A 20,126-nucleotide genomic window follows, 5' to 3' on the forward strand; every position below is an offset into this window, starting at 1 on the left:
CCAGGCCCGTGGTTCAAGCTAGACGATTTTATAACGCGTCATAGACCTTCCATTCAGGCGTCCGTCCAAGCGGCTGTCCGGGGTGCCGGGGCGCCGCCTTGGCGGCGCCCCTTGATCTATTAGAGAGAAATTCGGCAACATACCGCTTGGCACAACCGCTTGGCTCATAACCGCTTGGCTCATGGGGCCGTGTGGACACTTGGGCGGAGTCGGCAGCGACTGGCGCCAGCTGGCCCGCCGCACGGCTTGTGGCCGGGCAACATTCGAGCCGGTCCTTTAGAGCGTTTGAATGCGCTGCATGATTCGATCCCGCATGCCCTCGTTGATCGGGGGCCAGTCAATCGACTGGTTGATCAACCAGAGGTGATCTTCAGCGGAAGGTGTGGTGTTCGGCTCGGGGGCAACGGGTGTGCCATCGGGCCAGCGCAAGGGGCTCATGGGCCCTTCATCTCCTTCAGGGCCTGGTTGCAACGTGAGCAGGTCGGGGCATGGATCCAGTCGAATTCGGATGGCGTCGCGAGAGCGAACCCCTCGCCGCAGACGGATGTCGCAGACGGGCCTGTGTCCGTGCTGGTGCCGAGGAACGCATGGCGAACCAGGCCGTAGGAACTCGTGTCGTCCGGAACTGGTCGCCAGAAGTAGCGCAGCCATGTCTGCGTCGTCGTCATGGGGTTCCCATTCGTTGGTGCTGTTGTGTCGCTTTGGTTGGTGCGGCAGTCCCCGCCGATCGGCCGGGGGAGCACTTCCGGAGGGGGGCGGGAAGTGCGACGATCAGCGAGGACTGCCTGTAAGTAGTTTCGGGGGCACGGACAGTGAGCAGTAGGGTTCGGCTGTTCACAGGTGTTCACAGCGGGGTGGAGCTGATGACGACGGGTGCGGACTTGCGGGCTGCCCGCGCTGCTGCGGGACTGAGCTTGTCCCGGATGGCGCAGCGCACACACTTCGCCAAGTCGTACTTGAGCATGGTCGAAACCGGGAAGCGGTCGGTGGCGCCGGACGTGGTGGACGCCTACGAACAGGTACTCGGCGTGCCGTTGCAGCCCGCCCCGGGCGACCCGTTGCGAATCGCCCACGAGTGGCTTGTTTCGGAGTCGCCGATTGCCGTTCAGTTCCGCTCTGGTCGACGGGTCGGTGATTCCCTCGCGGAGGAGCTCGAGACCCGCGTGATCGAGCTCCGCCATCTTGATGACGTGGTGAGCAGCCGGGATCTCTTGCCCGCGGTGTCGAAGGAACTGAGGGAAGCCGACAGGCTGGTGCGGTCGGCGAACTTTTCGGAATCGGTGGGTCGGCGTCTGTTCACGGCCGTTGCGGAACTGGCTCAGCTCGCTGGTTGGATCGCCAGTGATGCGGGCCGGTATGCCGAGGCGCAGCGGCTGTACATCTCCGGTGTGGGGGCGGCCGGTGAGGCCTCCGATCGCGTTCTTGGGGCTCAGTTGTTGTCGAGCCTGAGCTATCAGGTCTCGAACGTCGGAAACCCGCGCGATGCGGCACTCTTGGCCAGGACTGCTGTGAAGGGTGCTGATGGGGCTACGCCCGTGGTTCGTGCACTGCTGCTCGAACGCGTTGCGTGGGCTTCGGTCAAGGCCAAGGACATCAGTGGTACGTGGCGGGCGCTGGATGCCGTGAACGACTCGTACGAACGACGAGCCGGCGATGGGGCCGAGCCGGAGTGGGTCTACTGGCTCAACCGATCCGAGATCGATGTCATGGCGGGTCGGTGCATGATCGAGCTGGGCCGACCCAATGATGCCGAACCACTCCTGTCGAACGCTGTCGCGAACTACCCACCCGATCACGCCCGGGAGGTAGCGCTTTACCTTTCGTGGCTAGCTGAATCCCACGCGAGAACCGGCGATCTGGACGCCGCCCGCGACGCTATCGAGCGGGCGCAGCGCTACGCCGCAGCCATGCCGTCGGTCAGAACCGACGACCGGCTCTTCGCGGTACGACAAATGCTCTGACTATCTACTCGGACCAACACGCGGTACGTGCAGAACTAGGCGGTAGCACTTGAAATACAGCCTTGGCAATCGTCTGCTCGGCGTTCCAACAACTCCCCTGCTTTAGCAGGCCAATCGTAGTGAAACAAAAGGACACCCCTATAGCAGCCCAAAGTACTCACGAGGCCTGCGCGTCAGGACAGGAACCGATCCAGGGTGATCGGCAGGTCCCGGACGCGGATGCCGGTGGCGTGGTGGGCCGCGTTGGCGATCGCCGCCGCCGTTCCCACGATGCCGAGCTCGCCGATCCCCTTGGCGCCCATCGGGTTCACGTACGGGTCGTGCTCGTCGATCCAGTCCGCCTCGATGTCGCCGATGTCGGCGTTGACCGGGATGTGGTACTCCGCGAAGTCGTGGTTGACCACGTGCCCGAACCGGGGGTCGACCACGCTGTGCTCGTGCAGCGCCATGGACAGCCCCATGGTCATCCCGCCCAGCAGTTGCGAGCGCCCGGTCTTGGCGTTGATCATCCGGCCGACCGCGAAGATCCCGAGCAGCCGCGGCACCCGGAGCTCCCCGGTCGCGGTGTGCACCCGGACCTCCGCGAACTGCGCGCCGAAGCTGTGCATGGACATCTGCCCGGCGTACGGGTTGTCCGGCAGTGCCCCGGTGACCTCCACGCCCTCGTCCGGGACCGGTTCCCCGGCCGGCAGCTCGGCGCGCAGCCGGCGGGCCGCGTCCACGATGGCCGAACCCCAGCACAGGATGCCGGTCGACCCGCCCGCACCGGTGGCGTAGGGCAGGTCGGTGTCGCCGATGCTCAGCGCCACCTCGGACATCCCGACGCCCAGCGCGTCGGCCGCGATCTGGGTGAGCGCGGTCCACGCGCCGGTGCCGATGTCGGCGGCGCCGATGAGCACCCGGTAGCGGCCGTCCGGCCGGGCCTGGATGGTGGCCCGCGAGCCCGGCATGCTGAACACCGGGTACGTCGAGGCGGCCACCCCGGTGCCGACCAGCCACGGCCCGCCGCGGTGCGCGCGCGGCGCCGGATCGCGCCCGGCCCAGCCGAACCGCCGCGCTCCCTCGCGCAGGCAGGCGACCAGGTTCCGGCTGGAGAACGGCCGGCCGGTCTCGGGATCGGTGTCCGGCTCGTTGCGGATGCGGAACTCGACGGGATCCAGGCCGCAGGCGATCGCCATCTCGTCCATGGCGACCTCCAGGCCGAACATGCCCGGCGCCTCGCCGGGCGCGCGCATCCACGACGGCACCGGCACGTCGAGCTCGGCCAGCCGGTGCGTGGTGCGGCGGTTCGGCGCGGCGTACATGACGCGCGTGGGCACGGCGGTCTGCTCGGCGAACTCCTTGATCCGAGAAGTCTGCTCGACGACGTCGTGGCTGATCGCGGTCAGCACTCCGGATGCCTCGCAGCCGAGCCGGATCCGCTGGATGGTGCCGGTGCGGTAGCCGACCACCGAGAACATCTGCTGGCGGGTCAGGACGAGCTTCGCCGGTCGCGGGGCGACGAGCTGCGCGGCCATCGCGGCCAGCACCACGTGCGCGTGCGGCAGCCCCTTGGAGCCGAAGCCGCCGCCGGTGTGCGGGCAGACCACGTGGATCCGGCGCGGTTCCATGCCGAACAGCGCCGCGATCGTGTCGCGCACCCAGTGCACGCCCTGCGTGGAGTCGTAGAGGGTGAGCTCGTCGTCGGTCCACATCGCGATGGTGGCGTGCGGTTCCAGCGGGTTGTTGTGCTCCTGCGGCGTGGTGTAGGTGGCGTCGACGACCACCGCCGCGGTGGCCAGCGCGCCGTCCACGTCGCCGTCGTCGGTGTCGGTCGGGAAGCCGCCGTTGACCTCGCCGGGCTTGACCAGGTCGGTCCGGGCGGGGTGGAGGGAGACGTCGTGGGCGCGCGTCTCGTAGCTCGGCCGCACCAGGTTCGCCGCCCGCCGGGCGGCCTCCGCCGTCTCGGCGAGCACCGCGCCGATGAACTGCCCGCGGAAGGCGACCTCGGGCGACTGCAGGATCGCCAGTTCGGCGTCCTTGGTCGAGGCCAACCGGGGCGCGTTCTCGTGGGTCAGCACGCCCAGCACGCCGGGTTCGCGCATCGCCGCCGCGGTGTCCATGCCGGTGATCCGCCCCAGCGCGATGTCCGACTGCAGCGGGAACACGTGCACCGGCCGCTGGACCGGGTGCTCCGCCGCGTACAGCGCGGCGCCCCGGACCTTCTCGTCGCCTTCGATGCGGTCGACGGGCGCGCCGATCAGGCTGGTGGTGGCGGTCATCGCCGCACCTCCGCGAGCTCGGCGAGGACGTCGACGATCATGTTGCGCGTCAACGGGATCTTGAACTCGTTGCCGGGCAGCGGCCGCGCGTCGGCGAGCTCCGCATCGGCGGCCTCCCGGAACTTCTCCTCCGTCGCAGCGGCTCCGCGCAACACCATCTCGGCCCGCGTCGCCCGCCACGGCTTGTGGGCGACGCCGCCCAACGCCAGCCGGACGTCGCGCAGCTCGCCGTCGGCGACGTCCGCGGCGGCGGCCACCGACACCAGCGCGAACGCGTACGACGCGCGGTCGCGGGCCTTTCGGTACCGGGAGTTCGCCGCGAAGCCCAGCGACGGGATGTCGATCGAGGTGATCAGTTCGCCGTGCTCCAGGACGGTGTCCCGCTCGGGTTCGTCGCCGGGCAGCCGGTGCAGCCCGACCAGCGGGATCGCCCGCTGCCCGTGCGGCCCCTGGGTGTTCACCACCGCGTCGAGCGCGACCATCGCCACCGCCATGTCGGACGGGTGCGTGGCGACGCACGCTTCGGACGTGCCGAGGATCGCATGCTCGCGGTGGAAGCCCTCCCGCGCCGGGCACCCCGTCCCGGGCTCCCGCTTGTTGCACGGCGTCGTCACGTCCTGGAAGTAGACGCATCTGGTGCGCTGCAACAGGTTCCCGCCCGTCGTCGCGAGGTTGCGCAGCTGGCCGGAGGCGCCCGCGAGCACCGCCTGCGAAAGCATCGGGAAGCGCTCGCGGATCACCGGATCGACCGCCAGCGCGGTGTTGGTGACCGCGGCGCCGATGCGCACGAACTCGGGGTGCTGCTCGATCCGGCCGGAGGTCAGCCGCCGGACGTCCACCAGCACGTCCGGCTGCTCGACCTCCAGCTTCATGAGGTCCACCAGGTTGGTGCCGCCGGCCAGGAACGCGGCGGTGGGCGTCGCGGAGAGGGTGTCCACCGCGGTCGCGACGTCGGCGGCGCGCTGGTAGCGGAACGGCTTCATCGCTGCGCCACCTCCGCGATGGCCGGGACGATGTTGGCGTACGCACCGCAGCGGCACAGGTTCCCGCTCATCCGCTCGCGGATCTCGTCGGCCAGCCCGGCGCCGTCCGCGGTGACCGCACTCGGCTCCCCGTCGCGCATCTCGCGCAGCACACCGACGGCGGAGCACACCTGGCCGGGCGTGCAGTACCCGCACTGGAACGCATCGTGCTCGATGAACGCCCGCTGCACCGGGTGCAGGTCGGCGCCGACGAGGCCGTCGGCGGTGCGGAACTCCGCGCCGTCGAAGGCCACCGCGAGCATCAGGCAGCTGTTTACCCGGCGGTCGCCCATCAGCAGGGTGCACGCACCGCACTGGCCGTGATCGCAGCCCTTCTTCGCGCTGGTGATCCCCAGCGCTTCCCGCAGGGCGTCGAGCACGGTCATGCGCGTGTCGACGGTGAACCGGTGCTCGGTCCCGTCCACGACGAGGGTGATCTCGGCTTCCACGGTCCCTCCCCTCGAACCTGTGCGACAGGCGTACCCGGGAGGCCGCCGAGTCACTCACGCCACTCTGGGGCAGCTCAACCGGGGTTGCCGGGATGCGGAAAGTCGCTGGCGGATCGCCCGTCCTCCAGGCCGGCCCAGGGGTCGGTCTTCTGCGCCAGCCGCCGCGCCATGTTCGCCAGGCCGTAGGACCGGGGCGCGGCCCGGCCGAGCTCGTCGAGGTCCAGCGGGGTGGCGGCCGGGGCGCCCGGGCGGGCGCGCAGCGAGTAGGGCGCGATCATCGTCTGGCCGTAGGCGTTGCGGTTGGTGTCCAAGAAGATCCGGTTCCCCCGCTTGTCCTTCCGCTGTTCGACGGTCAGCCGGTCCGGCTCGTCGCGCGCGGCCTGCTCGGCGAGCTCCCGGATGGCGGCCCGGACCTCGTCGAAGCCCCGCTCGCCGCGCAGCGCGGCGGCGACGTGGAACCCCTTGCCGCCGGTGGCCTGCACGTGCGGCGACAGACCGACGTCCCGGAACCGCTCGCACATCCGCCGCACCACCGCGCGGAGCTCCGGCAGATCCGCCCCCTCGGGCGGATCGAGATCCAGCACGGCGAGGACCGGCCGGTCCAGGTCATCCACCGTGGACAGTCCGATGTGGAACTCAAGGCACGCCTGACCGGCCAGGTAGAGCAGGGTCGGCGCGTCGTCGACGACGACGTGGTGCACCGTGCCCGGCTCGCCCCGCTGCGGCACGGCCGCCACTCGCACCCAGTCCGGGAAGTGGTTCGAAGCCTCCTTCTGGAAGAACCCGCCGGAGCCGATGCCGTCCGGGAACCGGCGCAGCGTCATCGGCTTGCCGCGGGTGTGCTCGATCATCACCTCCGCTACGGAGCGGAAGTATTCGATTACATCCCGTTTCCGATACCCGTCGTCGGGGTAGAGGACCTTGTCCGGGTTGGACAGTTCGATCCGCCGCCCGTCGACCTCCACCAGCGCGGTCACCGGCCGTCACCGCAGCTCGTCGCTGGCCCGGCCGGTGAGCACCGGCCCCGGCTGCGTGCCGACCGGATTGCCCCGCCGGTCGACGAACCGGGGCCGCTCCCCCGGCTCGCCGCCGGCGGGCTCCCCGCGAGGTCGCGTTCGCGGCGGTAGGTCGCCAGGTCGTTCTCGGCCATGTCGTCCGCGTACCCGGCGGGCGGCCCGAACAATCGGATGGCGGGTACGGCCGTTCGCGCGATGTCCGTTGACCGGGCAGCGGCCTCTCATTGAGACGATCGGGTGAAGTGTGGAACTTCAGGCCGCCGCATTTGGTCCTATGGGGCGAGAACCGACTGGGGCCGAGCCCGGGAGAAGACCTATGCAGCAGCACGTGCACGCCGAACTGATCGGCGGCCCCGAAGACGGCCGCTCGTTCATCATCCCCGCGCCGGACACGGATTTACCCCTCGGCCAGTTCACCTTCCCGTCCCCGCGCGACGGCGAAGCGCCCTGCGCCCGCTACGACCGGCACGACCGGCGCGCGGACGGCGTGTGGCGCTACCAGTACGCGGGCGAGCACAACATGCTCCGCTGACGTCGCCGCCCCAGTCCTCAGTGGAACCTCCTCCGATCACGCGGCGTGACCGCCGCGGTCACGCCGCGTTCGCGAATCGGTCCAGCCGAGCCCGTGGCGAATAGTTAGCCTGCATAAGGAATTCCGCGCGGCACCAGTCCAGGAGGAACCGTGTCCCTCACCGAGCGAATCAGCAAGGCGATCGCCGCCCCCGCCACCGACGACGCCTTCGATCCGAACGCCGAGCTCGCCGACCTGCTGGCCGGCGTCGGGCTGGCCCCGGCGGACTCCGGCGGGCGCGTCTCCTTCCTCGGCGCGGACCCGGTGGTGCCGAGCCCGCTGCGGCTGGGCGGGGCCGCGGGCATCGCGCTGGCCGCCAAGTCGGTCGTGATGGCCAAGATCTGGCAGCTGCGCGGCGGGCGCGGCCAGGACATCTCGGTGGACCTGCGCACGGCCCCGCACCGGCTGTGCCCGTTCTACGACCGCCGGTGGGAGCTGCTCAACGGTTATCCCGGCGCGAGCCCGGCGAACCCGAGCAACGCGCTGGGCTTCGCCTTCTACCGCACCGCCGACGACCGGTGGGTCATGCCGCTCAACCCGTACCCGAAGCTCAAGGTGGGGGCGCAGAAGCTGCTGGGCGTGCCGGACGACGCGGCGGCGGTGGGCCGCGCCATCGCCGGCTGGCGGGCCCGCGACCTGGAGGAGGCGGGCGAGGCCGCTGGCGTGGTCATGCCGATGCTGCGCAGCCCGGCGGAGCTGCTCGCCGAGGTCCAGTACCGCGACTTCTTCGCCGACATGCCGCTGATCGAGGTCACCAAGATCGGCGAGAGCGACCCCGAACCGTTCCGCCCCGGCAGCGCGCCGCTGGACGGCGTCCGCGCGCTGGGCATGGGGCACGTGATCGCCGGGGCCGGCGTCGGACGCGCGCTGGCGCTGCACGGCGCGGACGCGCTCAACATCTGGCGCCCCGGCGAACTCGAGCACGACACCACCTACATCACCGCCAACGTCGGCGTCCGATCGGCCACAGTGGACCCGTACCGGGCGGAGGGCGCCGCGCTGATCCGGCGGCTGCTCGCCGGCGCCGACGTGTTCTACGCCAACCGGCGGCCCGGCTACCTGGAGTCGATCGGGCTGTCGCCGGAGGAGGCGGCCGCCACCCGCCCGGGCATCATCCACGCCACCGCGATGCTCAACGGCAGCGCCGGGCCGTGGGCGCAGCGGGTCGGCTTCGACCAGTCCGCGGGCAGCCTGGTGGGGATGATGAACCTCGAAGGCGACGGCGAGACGCCGGCGCTGCCGCCGATCCTGGTGGTCAACGACTACATCGTGTCGTGGCTGCTCGCGCTCGGCGTCGGCCAGGCGCTCATCCGCCGCGCCACCGAGGGCGGCAGCTACCGCGTGCACGTCTCCCTGACCCGGGCCGCCCTGTGGATCCTGAGCATGGGCATCTTCGACCGCGACTACGCCCACGCCGTCGCGGGCACCGGCGAGGAGCACGCCTACCTGGACCCGGAGACCTTCACCGCCGACACGCCCCTCGGCCGCTACCAGGGCGTCACCGACCAGGTCCGCATGTCGGAAACCCCGGGCGCCTACCGGCACGTCCTGCTCCCCCGCGGTGCCAGCCGCCCCGAGTGGCTCCCCCGCTGACCGTGCCCCTCGCCGCCGGCGACGGGGTGGTGTGACAGGGTTCGGGCATGCGGATCGCTACCTGGAACGTCAACTCCGTCGGCGCCCGGTTGCCCAAGCTGCTCGACTGGCTGGGCAAGGCCGAACCGGACGTGCTGTGCGTCCAGGAGCTCAAGTGCGCCGCCGACGCCTTCCCCGTCGACGAGGTCGGCGAGCTCGGCTACGAGGTCGCCGCGCACGGCACCGGGCGCTGGAACGGCGTGGCGGTGCTGTCCCGGGTCGGCATCGACGAGGTGCGCCGCGGGCTGCTCGACGAGCCGGGCTTCCAGGCCGACGGCGCGATGTTCGAGACCCAGGAGCCCAGGGCGATCGGCGCGACGTGCGGCGGCGTGCGGGTGTGGTCGGTGTACGTCCCGAACGGCCGCGAGGTCGGGCACCCGCACTACGCCTACAAGCTGCGGTGGCTCGACGCGCTGCGCGCCACCGCCATCGAGGAGCTGGCCGCCGACCGGCCGTTCGCCGTGCTCGGCGACTTCAACATCGCCCCGACCGACGCCGACGTCTGGGACATCGCGGCCTTCGAGGGCAGCACCCACGTCACCGAGGACGAGCGCAAGGCGCTCGCCGCGCTCGCCGAGACCGGCCTCGCCGAGGTCTACCCGCGGGCGCTGAAGTACGACGTCCCGTTCACCTACTGGGACTACCGCCAGCTGCGCTTCCCGAACAACCAGGGCATGCGCATCGACCTGGTCTACGGCAACGAGCGCTTCACCGGGGCGGTCGCCGACTCCTACGTCGACCGCGAGGCCCGCAAGGGCAAGGGCACCTCGGACCACACCCCGGTGGTCGTCGACCTCGACCTCTGACGCGCGCCGCCACCGGGCGGACGCGCGATTTCACCGCTCGGGTTCGAACTCGTCGAAGATCAGCCAGGTGTGGCAGTTCCGGACCCCGGGCAGCGACTGGATGTGGTCGAAGACCAGGTTCCGCAGCGACAGGTTGTCCTCGGTCCGGACCCGCACCACGAAGTCGAAGTCCCCGGCCACCAGCGCCACGTGCTCGACGCCGCTGGTCGCGGCCAGCCGCCGGGACACCTCGGGCCAGGCGCCCTGCTCGATGGACAGGCCGATGAGGGCCGCCGTGCCCCGGCCCACCTTGACCGGGTCGACCCGCGCGTGGAAACCCGTGATCACCCCGCTGGAGATCAGCCGCTCCACGCGGCTGTGCGCGTTGGTGCGGGAGATGCTCACGCGCTCCGCCAAGGTGCGGACGGACATCCGCCCGTCGCGGCCCAGCTCCTCGACGATCCGCGCGTCGATCTCGTCCAGCGCCGGTGCCGATCGTCCGGACCGGCCGCCCCGCGAATCGATCCCGATGGACGTTTGGTCGGCCATGTTGCTTCCTCGATGCCGTTCGTTCCGATTATCCGGCCATGACTTGTATCACGTGACCGACCTGGCCGAACATCTCAAGCCAGTCGTCCTGAGGAGGTTACGGCCGTGGAATGGCTTCCGTCGAGCAGCCCGGTGCGGTTGCTGGAGCAGCCCGATCCGAAGTACCCGATGCCGGAGCCCGCCCGGCTGCTGGAGGCGTACCGGGCGATGGTGCTCGGCCGCCGGTTCGACGCGCAGGCCACCACGCTCACCAAGCAGGGGCGGCTGGCGGTGTACCCGTCCTCGCGCGGCCAGGAGGCCTGCCAGGTCGGCGCGGTGCTGAGCATCGGCGCCGACGACTGGCTGTTCCCGACCTACCGCGATTCGGTCTCGCTGGTGGCGCGCGGCATCGACCCGGTCGAGGTGCTGACGCTGCTGCGCGGGGATTGGCACTGCGGGTACGACGTCCCGGCGACCCGCACCGCGGCGCAGTGCACGCCGCTGGCCACCCAGACGCTCCACGCGGTCGGGCTGGCCCACGGCGAGTCCCGCAAGGGCAACGACACCGTGGCGATGGCGCTGCTCGGCGACGGCGCCACGAGCGAGGGCGACTTCCACGAGGCGCTCAACTTCGCCGCGGTCTTCCGCGCGCCGGTGGTCTTCTTCGTGCAGAACAACGGGTACGCCATCAGCGTCCCGCTCGCCAAGCAGTCGGTCGCGCCTTCGTTGGCGCACAAGGGAATCGGCTACGGGGTGCGCAGCGAGCAGGTCGACGGCAACGACGCCGCGGCGGTCCTGTCCGTTTTGGACAGTGCGGTGGCGCACGCCCGCGCCGGGAACGGCCCGTTCCTCGTCGAGGCGCACACCTACCGGATGGAAGCGCACACCAATGCCGACGACGCGTCGCGGTACCGGCCGCCCGGGGAGGTCGAGCACTGGCAGCAGCGGGACCCGATCGGCCTCCTGGAGCGCCACCTGCGCGCGGGCGGCCACCTCGACGACGCGGCGGTGGAGCGGATCGCCGCGGAGGCCGAGGAGTTCGCCGTCCAGGTGCGCACCCGCATGCAGCAGGAGCCCGCGGTCGATCCCGAGGACCTCTTCCGGCACGTCTACGCCGAACCGACCCCGCAGTTGACCGAGCAGCTCGCCCAACTCCGGACCGAACAGGAGGCGCTGTAATGGCACCGACCAGCATGGCGCAGGCGCTCAACGCCGCGCTCCGCGACGCCATCGCCGAGGACGAGCGCGTGGTGGTCTTCGGCGAGGACGTCGGGCGGCTCGGCGGCGTCTTCCGGATCACCGACGGCCTGCAGGCCGAGTTCGGCGAGGACCGCTGCTTCGACACGCCGCTGGCCGAATCGGGCATCGCCGGGTTCGCGGTGGGCATGGCGATGGCCGGCTTCCGCCCGGTGGTGGAGATGCAGTTCGACGCCTTCGCCTTCCCCGCGTTCGAGCAGGTCGTCTCGCACATCGCGAAGATGCGCAACCGGACGCGCGGCGCGGTCGGCATGCCGATCGTCATCCGGGTGCCGTTCGCGGGCGGCATCGGCGGCGTGGAACACCACTGCGACTCCAGCGAGGCCTACTACGCGCACACCCCGGGCCTCAAGGTCGTCGCGCCGGCGACCGCCGCGGACGCCTACTCGATGCTGCGCGAGGCCATCGACGATCCCGATCCGGTGGTGTTCCTGGAAGCGAAGAAGCTCTACTGGTCCAAACAGGACATCGAGCTGCCGGCGAAGGCGGAGCCGATCGGGCGCGCCGCGATCCGCCGGCCGGGCCGCGACGCCACGCTGATCGCCTACGGCCCCGGCGTGCCGCTGGCCATGGAAGCCGCTACGGCGGCCGAGGAAGAGGGCTGGGACGTCCAGGTCGTGGACGCGCGCAGCCTGGTGCCCTTCGACGACGAGACGATCACCGAAGCCGTCCGCAGCACCGGGCGTTGCGTGGTGCTCCAGGAGGCTCCCGGATTCGCCGGTGTGGCAGCGGAAATCGCCGCGCGAGTGCAGGAGCGCTGCTTCCACTCGCTGGCCGCGCCGGTGCTGCGCGTCGCGGGCTTCGACGTGCCGTACCCGCCGCCGAAGCTGGAGCACGTGCACCTGCCGGGCGTCGACCGGGTGCTCGACGCGCTGGACCGGCTGCAGTGGGACGACCAACCGGACGCGAAGTGGCTCGGCGGAGCCCGGGGCCAGGAGGACGCCGCATGACGCGCTCCGCGGAGTTCGCGCTGCCCGACCTCGGGGAGGGCCTGACCGAGGCGGAGATCGTCCGCTGGCACGTCGAGGTCGGCGACCGGGTCGAGGCGGACCAGGTCGTCGTCGAGGTGGAGACCGCCAAGGCGGTCGTCGACGTGCCCTGCCCGCACGCGGGCGTGGTCGTGACGTTGCACGGCGCCGCCGGCGACGTGCTGGCCGTGGGCGCGCCGCTGACGACCATCGCGTGCGACGACTCGCCGCACGAACAGCACCGCACCGAGGAGCGGGCCGGTTCGGGCAACGTGCTCGTCGGCTACGGAACCGGCGGAACGGCCACCCGCCGACGCCGCCGGGCGCACACCACGTCGCGCACGCTGCGAAGCGCGGAGCCTCAGATCGCGTCGGCCGCGCCGAGCCCGAACGGCGCTCCGCGCGTGCTCTCGCCGATCGTGCGCCGGCTCGCCAAGCAGCACGGCGTCGATCTGTCCAATGTGGTCGGCACCGGTCCGAGCGGTGTCATCCTGCGCCGCGACGTGGACTACGCGGCGCGCCCCGAACCGCCCCAGCGGGACGGCGAGATCCGCACGCCGCTGCGCGGCCTCCGCGGCGCCGTCGCCGACAAGCTGGCCCGCAGTCGCCGGGAGATCCCGGACGCCAGCACGTGGGTGGACGTGGACGCGACCCGCCTGCTGGAGGCCCGCGCGCTGCTCAAGGAGCGCGCGGACATCAGCCTGCTGTCGCTGATCGCCCGCTTCTGCGTGGCGGGCCTGCGGCGGTTCCCGGAGCTCAACGCCTCGGTGGACACCGAACGCGGCGAGATCGTCCAGTTCCGGCACATCAACCTCGGCTTCGCCGCGCAAACACCGCGCGGCCTGATGGTCCCGGTGGTCCGCGACGCCCACGAGATGAGCACGGCGCAGCTCTCCGAAGCGATCGCGCACCGCACCGTACTGGCCCGCGCGGGAGATCTCGAACCCAAGCACCTCACGGGCGGCACGTTCACGCTCAACAACTACGGCGTGTTCGGCGTGGACGGCTCCACCCCGATCATCAACCACCCGGAGGCGGCGATCCTGGGCATCGGCAGGATCATCGACAAACCCTGGGCGCACCAGGGGGAACTCGCCCTCCGGAAGGTGACCCAGCTGTCCCTGACGTTCGACCACCGGGTCTGCGACGGAGCAACGGCAGGAGGCTTCCTCCGCTACATCGCGGACTGCGCCGAAAACCCGATCACGGCCCTCGCCGACCTCTGACCACCCCACCGATCGACTCGGGCGGGTCAGCGTCCGGTGGCGCCGTCGATGAGTTCGCGCAGGATGTCGGCGTGCCCGGCGTGGCGCCCGGTTTCCTCGATCAGGTGGGCGAGGGCCCAGCGCAGGGACGGTGCCGGGCCGGGCCGCCCGCCCGGGCGCGGTCCGGCCGCGGCGAGGTCGCGGCAGGCGGCGATCGCCTCGTTCGCGCGGGCTGTGGTTTCCCGGTAGGCGAGGAGGATTTCGTCGGCGCTTTCGTCCGGTTCCGGGCGGAACGTCGCTGCCCAGTCGGTGACCGGATCGCCGAGCAACCAGTGGCGTTCGACGTGGGTGAGGTGCTTGACGAGGCCGAGCAGGTTCGTTCCCGACGCCACGCCGGGCGTGCGGACCTGCGGTTCCGGGACGCCGTGCGTCTTGGCGATCACCGAGTCGCGCAGGTAGTCGAGGAAACCCAGCAGCACGTCCTTCTCCCCTGGCCCGGTCTTCGGGGGGCCGGCGTCGCGACGGTGCTTGGCGGGGCGGTGCATCTGCGGCATGGTCGTCCTCTCAGATCGGGGCGGGGCGGAAGATCAGGCCGCCGTCCGGCGGATGACCAGCACGTTGTCGACGACGGTCGCGGTCTGGCCGCCCGGTCCCGTCGCGTGCCGCCGGGGCATGTCCGCGCGCTCGACGCGCCACCGAGCCGGGTCGAGGGTGAGCTCGGCGGACACCTCGTCCGGCGTGGGGTAGTGGATCCCGGGGTCCTGGTTCCAGGTCCAGGGCGCCGTGGAGCCGTGGTCGACGACCACGAGCCGCCCGCCCAGGCGCAGCGCGTGCGCGGCGGTGCGCAGAACTCGGGCCCTGGGCAACGCGAACGGCGTCTGGAAGTACTGGGCGGACACCAGGTCGAAGCTGCCCGCGGGGAAGTCCTCCGCCAGGTCGACGCATTCCACGGACATCATCGCGTCCAGGCCGCGTGCCTGGGCGTTCTCGGCGAGGCGACGCACGGCGTTGGCGGAAATGTCGACCGCGGTCACCCGCCACCCGCGACCGGCCAGCCAGAGCGCGTCACCGCCGGCCCCGCAGCCCAGGTCCAGGGCGGTGCCCGGGGTGAGGCCCCCGGCGATCTCGGCCAGCACGGGATTCGCCCGGCCGGTCTGGGCAGGCCGGGGATCGCGGTAGAGCTCGTCCCAGAAGCGGGCGGCGTCGGCGCCCAGCGTCGTGCCGGTGGAATCCTGGCCCATTGTCGGTTTCTCCCTCGTGCCGGTCATCGGGTACGGCAACCACCTTCACGCGCGACCGACACCGATTGCACGGAACCTTGCCGAACCGGCAAGACTGGGGGCATGAGCGAGGAAATAGAGGACGTGCTGGACGCGGTCGGGCCACGGCTGCGCGCGCTGCGCCGGCAACGCGGCAGCACCCTGGCCGAACTCGCGGCGAAGACCGGGATCTCGGAGAGCACCCTGTCCCGCCTGGAAAGCGGGCGGCGGCGGGCGAACCTGGAGCTGCTGCTACCGCTGGCCCGCGCCTACGACGTCCCGCTCGACGACCTCGTCGGCGCTCCCCGTACCGGTGACCCGCGGATCCATCTGCACCCGATCCACCGCCACGGCATGACCTTCATCCCGCTCACCCGCAGGCCCGGCGGGGTGCACGCGTACAAGATGCTCATCCCGAGCCGCACCGAGCCGGCCGAACCCACCCCGCAGACCCACAGCGGGTACGAGTGGCTCTACGTCCTCAATGGACGGTTGCGGCTGGTGGTGGGCGAGCAGGACCTGATCCTTCCGCCGGGCGAGGCCGCGGAGTTCGACACCACGCTGCCGCACTGGCTGGGGTCGGCCGACGGGCGCGCGGTCGAACTGCTCATCCTGTTCGGGCTGCAAGGCGAACACGTCCACGTCCGGCCGCGCACCCCGTGAACCCGCCCGCGCAGTGGCGCCGGTAACGCCGCCCGATCGCGGCCCGCCGGAGCTCGGCAGGAACCTCCGCTCTCGCCTGGAATCGGGAGGTTCCTGCCGCGCCGGGCGGGTCAGGACTCCGGGGATTCGGCTGTGGCGTGGTCGTAGTAGCCGAGTACTCCGCGGGCTCCGTGGAGGGCGAAGTCCGCTTCCGGGGTTGCCGGCTTTCCCGCCGTTTCGATGATTTCGCGCAGCGTCACGTTCACCAGGTCGTCGAGCGCCCGCCAGCGCGCCGCCGGGTCCGCGCTCTCCCGGGTGTCCTGGGCGAAGTCGTCCTCGCTGCGGCGCAGTCCCTCGCGCAGTTGCCGGATCAGCTTCATGAACGTGCCTTGGCCGCGCCCGGGCACCAGGTCGTCGGCGCGGGACGCCAGCAGGCCCGCCATGTAGGTGATGTCCTCGACGTGGTCGCCGAGCCACTTGCGGCGCCGGTAGATGCCGCCCAGCTCCGGCCACCGCTTGCGGGCCGCCTGCCGGGACCTGCCGGTGACCGTGCTCAGGTCCGCCAGGCTCGCGCCGAGCCACACCGTTTCCGCCGCCGCGGCGGAAACGGTGCGCCCCGCCGCTTCGGCCATCAGCTCCTCCGCCTCCAGCGCCGCGCGGAGCCTGCCCAACGCGGCCACCCGGCGCTCCTGCTCGTCGCCGAAGTCGCTGCCCTTCGGGCCCGGATCGATCGCCTCGACCGGCACCGCGTCCGCGATCTGCCGCACCAACCGCTCGGCCTCTTCCGTCGACATTCCGACCTCCTTGTAAACCTTGGGTTCACAGTACCAGTGTGAACCCAAGGTTTACAACCGGACCGCCGCGGGATCAGTGGTCGTCCTCGGCGAACTCCTCCATGAGCCGTCGGCTGGCGCGGAACAGCTCGGCGAAGCCGGCGAACTTCTTCAGTTCCCCGTACTTCGGCTCGAACAGGTAGGCGGCCCACTCGCCCTCCGGGCCGACATCGTCAGGATCGAGGAACCAGAAGTCCTCGCCTTCCGCGACGTCCAGCGCCCGCCGGAACAGGACCGCGTACTCGTCGTCCGGATCCTCGCCGTAGAGGTCGATGAGGTCCGCGCCCCCGCGGGTGTCGCGCATCCAGGGAATGCGTTCGCACGACCAGATGAGCTCGATCCACCCACCTACGCCATCCCACCCGTCGCTGGCCAGCAGGAAGGCGCGATAGCTCGGCGGGAACCGGACGCCGAGCCGCCGCTCGGCCGCCAGCACGACCTCCTCGGTGGCCGGCTCGTGCCCCATCCAGCGCGCGGCCTCCTGCTCGGAGCCCAGGTCGACACGCTGGTATTCGCCCTCGGTCCGCAGGTACAGCTCGTTGTACTCGCGCAGGTAGTCGCGCCACTCCTGCGGCGTCGTCAACGCGGGAGTGCTCTCATCAATGCCGCTCATCTGCTCCTCTAACACCGGTTCGACATCGGGTTCGGCCAGGAAATCGCACAAAACACCCCATCTGGGCCGGGACTTGAGCAGCACTGCGCGTTCAGGCATCGACACGGACCCCATGAGGCGGCAGGACCCGATTCGCAAACCCGGGCAGAGCCGTGAACCTCGGGTTCACAGCTGAATTCCTTCGGGAAATTCCAGAAATGGCCGCCGACCAGCGAAATCGGCCGCACGCCGCGCCTCAGCCGGGCGCACCGACCGCGACGTTTTAGCAGGTCAGAGCAAACATGAAAGTGCCGTTCACGTTTGACCGCCGCCCCACCGCGCGCCAGGATCGGTCATCTCGCCCGAAATCCCCGAACCGGGGTTTCTTCGTCATGCCCATTTCCAGGGCAACCGTGCAGAAGGAGCCATTGATGATCCACGCCCGCGGCCTGACCCGCCGGTTCACCGTCAAACGCCGGCCGGTCGACGCCGTGCGCGGCCTGGACCTCGACGTCGAGCCCGGCCAGCTGGTCGCCTTCCTCGGGCCGAACGGCGCCGGCAAGTCGACCAGCCTGCGGATGCTCACCACGCTGCTGCCGCCCACGTCCGGAACGGCCACCGTCGCGGGGCACGACATCATCGCCTCCCCCGCCGCGGTGCGCGCCCGCATCGGTTACGTCGGCCAGCGGAGCAGCGCAGGCGAGAACTTCCGCGCCCGCGACGAGCTGATCACCCAGGGCCGCAGCTACGGCCTGACCCGCCACGACGCCCGGCGCCGCGCCGACGAGGTCCTCGACCTGCTCGACCTGACCCCGCTGGCGGCCCGCAAGCCGGGCACGCTCTCCGGCGGGCAACGCCGCCGCCTCGACATCGCGATGGGCCTGGTCAACCGCCCGGCCCTGCTGTTCCTGGACGAGCCGTCCACCGGCCTCGACCCGCACAGCCGGGCCAACATCTGGGAGCACGTGCTGCGGCTGCGCGAAGAACACCGCACGACGCTGCTGTTCACCACGCACTACCTCGACGAGGCCGACAGCATGGCCGAGCGGGTGGTGATCGTCGACCACGGCCGGGTCATCGCCGACGGCACGGCCGAACAGCTCAAGGCCGACCTCGCCGGCGACCGCATCGTCGTCACCGTCGCCCACGCGGACGCGGCACCGGCGGCCGAGACCGCGGCCCGGCTCGCTTCCCCGGACGCCGTCACCGTCGACGGCCAGTCGGTCCAGGTCCGGGTGCCCCGCGCCGACACCGCGCTGCCGGAATACCTGCGCGCCTTCGAGGAGGCCGGGATCAAGGCGATCGCCGCCGAAACCGCGCGCCCCACCTTGGACGACGTCTTCCTCGCGCTCACCGGCCGGAGCCTCCGCGAAGGCGAAGCCGAGTCGTGAGCGCCGGCTCCGGCTCTCACCGGCTTGCGCACTCACGACCCCTGAACCGCAGAAAGGACCGATCGATGCAATTCTTCCGCGACACCGCAACGGTTTTCGCCCGGGAGTTCACCCCGGCGCTGCGCGAGCCGATGGTGATCCTGTTCAGCATGGCGCAGCCGGTGCTGTTCCTGTTCTTCTTCGGGCCGCTGCTGGCCGGCACCTCCGGGTTCGACGCCGCGCCGTGGCAGTGGTTCGTGCCGGGCATCCTCGTGATGATGTGCCTGTTCGGCCCGATGATGGCCGGCTACAACCTGCTGGTCGAGCTCGGCGGCGGCTCGCTGGAGCGGATGCTGGTGACGCCGCTGAACCGCTCGGCGATGCTCGTGGGCCGAACGCTGAAGGAGTTCGCCCTGCTGCTGGTGCAGGCGGTGCTGCTCATCGCCCTGTCCGTGCCGCTGGGCTTCCAGCTGCACCCCACCGGCGTGCTCGCCGGGCTGGCCCTGCTGCTGGTGTTCGGCGTCGGGCTCGGCGCGCTGTCGTTCGTGCTGGCGATCGCCTCGCACCCCGGCGGCGAGCTGTTCTACGCGATCACGCAGCTCGTGCTGTTCCCGTTGCTGCTGCTGTCCGGGGTGCTGCTGCCGATGGACTTCGGCCCGGCGTGGCTGCAGGTCATCGCGCGGTTCAACCCGGTTTCGCACATCGCCGACGCCGAGCGGGCGCTGTTCTCCGGGCAGCTCGCGGACCCGTCGGTGCCATACGGGATCATCGCGGCGGGCGTCATCGCCGCCGCGGGCCTGTGGCTGGGAACGCGCGCCATGAAGCGCGGCATCTGAACCCGCCTCGCCTAGGCTGGGGGCAGCGCGACCCAGGAGGAGGAGCCGTGTCGGTCACCGGTGAGCAAACCGCGGATACCCGCGTCCCCCTGCGCGATCAGGTGCGCAGGGAACTGCAGGACCGCATCGCCGATGGCCGGCTGCGCCCCGGTGACCGGATCTTCGAGCAGGAACTCGCCGCCGAGCTCGGGATCTCCCGGGTTCCGGTGCGCGAGGCGATCCGGATGCTGCAGAGCGAAGGGTTCGTCGACGTGCTGCCGCGCCGCCGGGGCGTGTTCGTCCGCGGCCTGGACCGCCAGCAGGTCAAGGAGCTGTTCGAGGTCCGCGAGGCGCTGGAGGTCTACGCCGCCCGGCTGGCCTCCGAGCGCGCCGAGACCGAGGAAGTGGCGCAGCTGGCCGACTTGGCCCGCAAAGCGCGCGAGGCGCACGAGGCCGGTGACGTCAACGCGATGTCCGACGCCAACGCCACCTTCCACGACGCGCTCGTCGGGCTCGCGGGCAACGAACTGCTGGCGTCGATGCTGGAGCCGCTGCACAGCCGGCTGGCCTGGCTGTTCCGGATGAACCTCGAACCCGAGCGGGTCTGCACCGAGCACGAGGCGCTCCAGGCCGCGATCGCCGCCGGCGACGCGGACCGCGCCGCGGAGGTGGCGAAGCAGCACGTCCTGTCCAGCCGCCAGATGGTCCTGGAACGCATGCTCTTCTGACCGGCCGCTCCGGCCTCGACGGAACGCGCCGCAACGGCGTTCGCCCCGCGCCGGCTTCGCTGTTGGAGATTTCCGCACACCGGATCCCTTGTGCCACAACGGCACGGGGGATCCGGTGCGTTTGCCGGGAAAACCGGACCCGGCGAAGATTTCGGTATACGAACGACCCCGACCAACTCTTGACCGGTGGTCCGGTCGGGCCTACCTTACGTATACATATTCTTATACTTCC

Annotated in this window: 21 protein-coding genes; 11 read left to right on the forward strand and 10 right to left on the reverse strand. The window is 71.0% G+C overall.

Features of this window, described 5'->3' with window-relative positions; all coding sequences use genetic code 11:
- Window positions 1–276: 276 nt before the first annotated feature.
- The gene (locus AB0H93_RS13250) at window positions 277–438 is read right to left on the reverse strand and encodes a hypothetical protein (RefSeq protein WP_358571853.1); all 162 of its coding nucleotides are present in this window, start codon (window positions 436–438) and stop codon (window positions 277–279) included.
- Window positions 439–863: 425 nt separating this feature from the next.
- Here AB0H93_RS13250 and AB0H93_RS13255 point away from each other — a divergent pair, with 425 nt between their 5' ends.
- On the forward strand, window positions 864–1,961 hold the full coding sequence (locus AB0H93_RS13255; RefSeq protein ID WP_358571855.1) for a helix-turn-helix transcriptional regulator: 1,098 nt from the start codon (window positions 864–866) through the stop codon (window positions 1,959–1,961).
- A gap of 173 nt (window positions 1,962–2,134) precedes the next feature.
- Here AB0H93_RS13255 and AB0H93_RS13260 read toward each other — a convergent pair whose 3' ends face one another.
- The 4 genes from AB0H93_RS13260 to ligD all read right to left on the reverse strand — a co-directional run bounded on the left by AB0H93_RS13260 (window position 2,135) and on the right by ligD (window position 6,670).
- Window positions 2,135–4,222, reverse strand: a complete 2,088-nt coding sequence (locus AB0H93_RS13260) for a xanthine dehydrogenase family protein molybdopterin-binding subunit (RefSeq protein WP_358571857.1) — start codon at window positions 4,220–4,222, stop codon at window positions 2,135–2,137.
- Window positions 4,219–5,205, reverse strand: coding sequence for a xanthine dehydrogenase family protein subunit M (locus AB0H93_RS13265; RefSeq protein ID WP_358571859.1), 987 nt, complete (start codon window positions 5,203–5,205; stop codon window positions 4,219–4,221). The genes AB0H93_RS13260 and AB0H93_RS13265 overlap by 4 nt, the downstream gene beginning before the upstream one ends.
- Window positions 5,202–5,693, reverse strand: a complete 492-nt coding sequence (locus tag AB0H93_RS13270; RefSeq protein ID WP_358571861.1) for a 2Fe-2S iron-sulfur cluster-binding protein — start codon at window positions 5,691–5,693, stop codon at window positions 5,202–5,204. Before AB0H93_RS13270 ends, AB0H93_RS13265 begins: the two co-directional genes overlap by 4 nt.
- Window positions 5,694–5,767: 74 nt before the next feature.
- Window positions 5,768–6,670 carry a non-homologous end-joining DNA ligase gene (gene ligD / locus AB0H93_RS13275; protein WP_358571863.1) on the reverse strand — a complete coding sequence of 301 codons (903 nt, stop codon included), beginning with the start codon at window positions 6,668–6,670 and terminating at the stop codon, window positions 5,768–5,770.
- 355 nt (window positions 6,671–7,025) lie between these two features.
- On the opposite strand from ligD, the gene AB0H93_RS13280 reads away from it, so the two are divergent.
- From AB0H93_RS13280 to AB0H93_RS13290, 3 genes are all read left to right on the forward strand, one after another.
- Complete coding sequence (locus AB0H93_RS13280; protein WP_358571865.1) at window positions 7,026–7,241, forward strand: hypothetical protein; 216 nt, start codon at window positions 7,026–7,028, stop codon at window positions 7,239–7,241.
- A 150-nt stretch (window positions 7,242–7,391) separates the two neighbouring features.
- Window positions 7,392–8,873: a CoA transferase gene (locus AB0H93_RS13285; RefSeq protein ID WP_358571867.1), complete on the forward strand. Its 1,482-nt coding sequence runs from the start codon at window positions 7,392–7,394 to the stop codon at window positions 8,871–8,873.
- A gap of 47 nt (window positions 8,874–8,920) precedes the next feature.
- The gene (locus tag AB0H93_RS13290; protein ID WP_358571869.1) at window positions 8,921–9,718 is read left to right on the forward strand and encodes an exodeoxyribonuclease III; all 798 of its coding nucleotides are present in this window, start codon (window positions 8,921–8,923) and stop codon (window positions 9,716–9,718) included.
- A 30-nt stretch (window positions 9,719–9,748) separates the two neighbouring features.
- Here the strand turns inward: AB0H93_RS13290 and AB0H93_RS13295 are convergent, their stop codons facing one another.
- The gene (locus AB0H93_RS13295) at window positions 9,749–10,246 is read right to left on the reverse strand and encodes an Lrp/AsnC family transcriptional regulator (RefSeq protein ID WP_358571871.1); all 498 of its coding nucleotides are present in this window, start codon (window positions 10,244–10,246) and stop codon (window positions 9,749–9,751) included.
- A gap of 132 nt (window positions 10,247–10,378) precedes the next feature.
- Between AB0H93_RS13295 and AB0H93_RS13300 the strand changes: the two genes are divergently transcribed.
- The 3 genes from AB0H93_RS13300 to AB0H93_RS13310 are packed head-to-tail and all read left to right on the forward strand — an operon-like array spanning window position 10,379 to window position 13,676.
- Window positions 10,379–11,404 (forward strand): thiamine pyrophosphate-dependent dehydrogenase E1 component subunit alpha, encoded by a 1,026-nt coding sequence (locus AB0H93_RS13300; RefSeq protein ID WP_358571984.1) that lies wholly within the window; start codon window positions 10,379–10,381, stop codon window positions 11,402–11,404.
- Window positions 11,404–12,432, forward strand: coding sequence for an alpha-ketoacid dehydrogenase subunit beta (locus AB0H93_RS13305; protein ID WP_358571874.1), 1,029 nt, complete (start codon window positions 11,404–11,406; stop codon window positions 12,430–12,432). The genes AB0H93_RS13300 and AB0H93_RS13305 overlap by 1 nt, the downstream gene beginning before the upstream one ends.
- A complete protein-coding gene (locus AB0H93_RS13310; protein ID WP_358571876.1) occupies window positions 12,429–13,676 on the forward strand; it encodes a dihydrolipoamide acetyltransferase family protein in 1,248 nt (415 codons plus the stop codon). Before AB0H93_RS13305 ends, AB0H93_RS13310 begins: the two co-directional genes overlap by 4 nt.
- Window positions 13,677–13,702: 26 nt before the next feature.
- Here the strand turns inward: AB0H93_RS13310 and AB0H93_RS13315 are convergent, their stop codons facing one another.
- Together AB0H93_RS13315 and AB0H93_RS13320 are read right to left on the reverse strand one after the other, a co-directional pair.
- On the reverse strand, window positions 13,703–14,209 hold the full coding sequence (locus AB0H93_RS13315) for a DinB family protein (protein WP_358571878.1): 507 nt from the start codon (window positions 14,207–14,209) through the stop codon (window positions 13,703–13,705).
- Between the two features lie 33 nt (window positions 14,210–14,242).
- Window positions 14,243–14,896 carry a class I SAM-dependent methyltransferase gene (locus AB0H93_RS13320; RefSeq protein WP_358571880.1) on the reverse strand — a complete coding sequence of 218 codons (654 nt, stop codon included), beginning with the start codon at window positions 14,894–14,896 and terminating at the stop codon, window positions 14,243–14,245.
- A 102-nt stretch (window positions 14,897–14,998) separates the two neighbouring features.
- Between AB0H93_RS13320 and AB0H93_RS13325 the strand changes: the two genes are divergently transcribed.
- Window positions 14,999–15,577, forward strand: coding sequence for an XRE family transcriptional regulator (locus tag AB0H93_RS13325; protein WP_358571882.1), 579 nt, complete (start codon window positions 14,999–15,001; stop codon window positions 15,575–15,577).
- A 110-nt stretch (window positions 15,578–15,687) separates the two neighbouring features.
- Here AB0H93_RS13325 and AB0H93_RS13330 read toward each other — a convergent pair whose 3' ends face one another.
- Both AB0H93_RS13330 and AB0H93_RS13335 read right to left on the reverse strand, forming a co-directional pair.
- Complete coding sequence (locus tag AB0H93_RS13330) at window positions 15,688–16,350, reverse strand: hypothetical protein (RefSeq protein ID WP_358571884.1); 663 nt, start codon at window positions 16,348–16,350, stop codon at window positions 15,688–15,690.
- Between the two features lie 73 nt (window positions 16,351–16,423).
- Complete coding sequence (locus tag AB0H93_RS13335; protein WP_358571886.1) at window positions 16,424–17,002, reverse strand: SMI1/KNR4 family protein; 579 nt, start codon at window positions 17,000–17,002, stop codon at window positions 16,424–16,426.
- A gap of 410 nt (window positions 17,003–17,412) precedes the next feature.
- On the opposite strand from AB0H93_RS13335, the gene AB0H93_RS13340 reads away from it, so the two are divergent.
- From AB0H93_RS13340 to AB0H93_RS13350, 3 genes are all read left to right on the forward strand, one after another.
- Entirely contained in the window at window positions 17,413–18,372 is a 960-nt protein-coding gene (locus AB0H93_RS13340) for an ATP-binding cassette domain-containing protein (RefSeq protein WP_358571888.1), read from the forward strand.
- 65 nt (window positions 18,373–18,437) lie between these two features.
- The gene (locus AB0H93_RS13345; RefSeq protein ID WP_358571890.1) at window positions 18,438–19,187 is read left to right on the forward strand and encodes an ABC transporter permease; all 750 of its coding nucleotides are present in this window, start codon (window positions 18,438–18,440) and stop codon (window positions 19,185–19,187) included.
- Window positions 19,188–19,234: 47 nt separating this feature from the next.
- Window positions 19,235–19,894: a GntR family transcriptional regulator gene (locus AB0H93_RS13350; RefSeq protein ID WP_358571892.1), complete on the forward strand. Its 660-nt coding sequence runs from the start codon at window positions 19,235–19,237 to the stop codon at window positions 19,892–19,894.
- Window positions 19,895–20,126: the final 232 nt, after the last annotated feature.

It is taken from the genome of Saccharopolyspora sp. NPDC050642, assembly GCF_040654735.1.
GTDB lineage: Bacteria > Actinomycetota > Actinomycetes > Mycobacteriales > Pseudonocardiaceae > Saccharopolyspora > Saccharopolyspora elongata.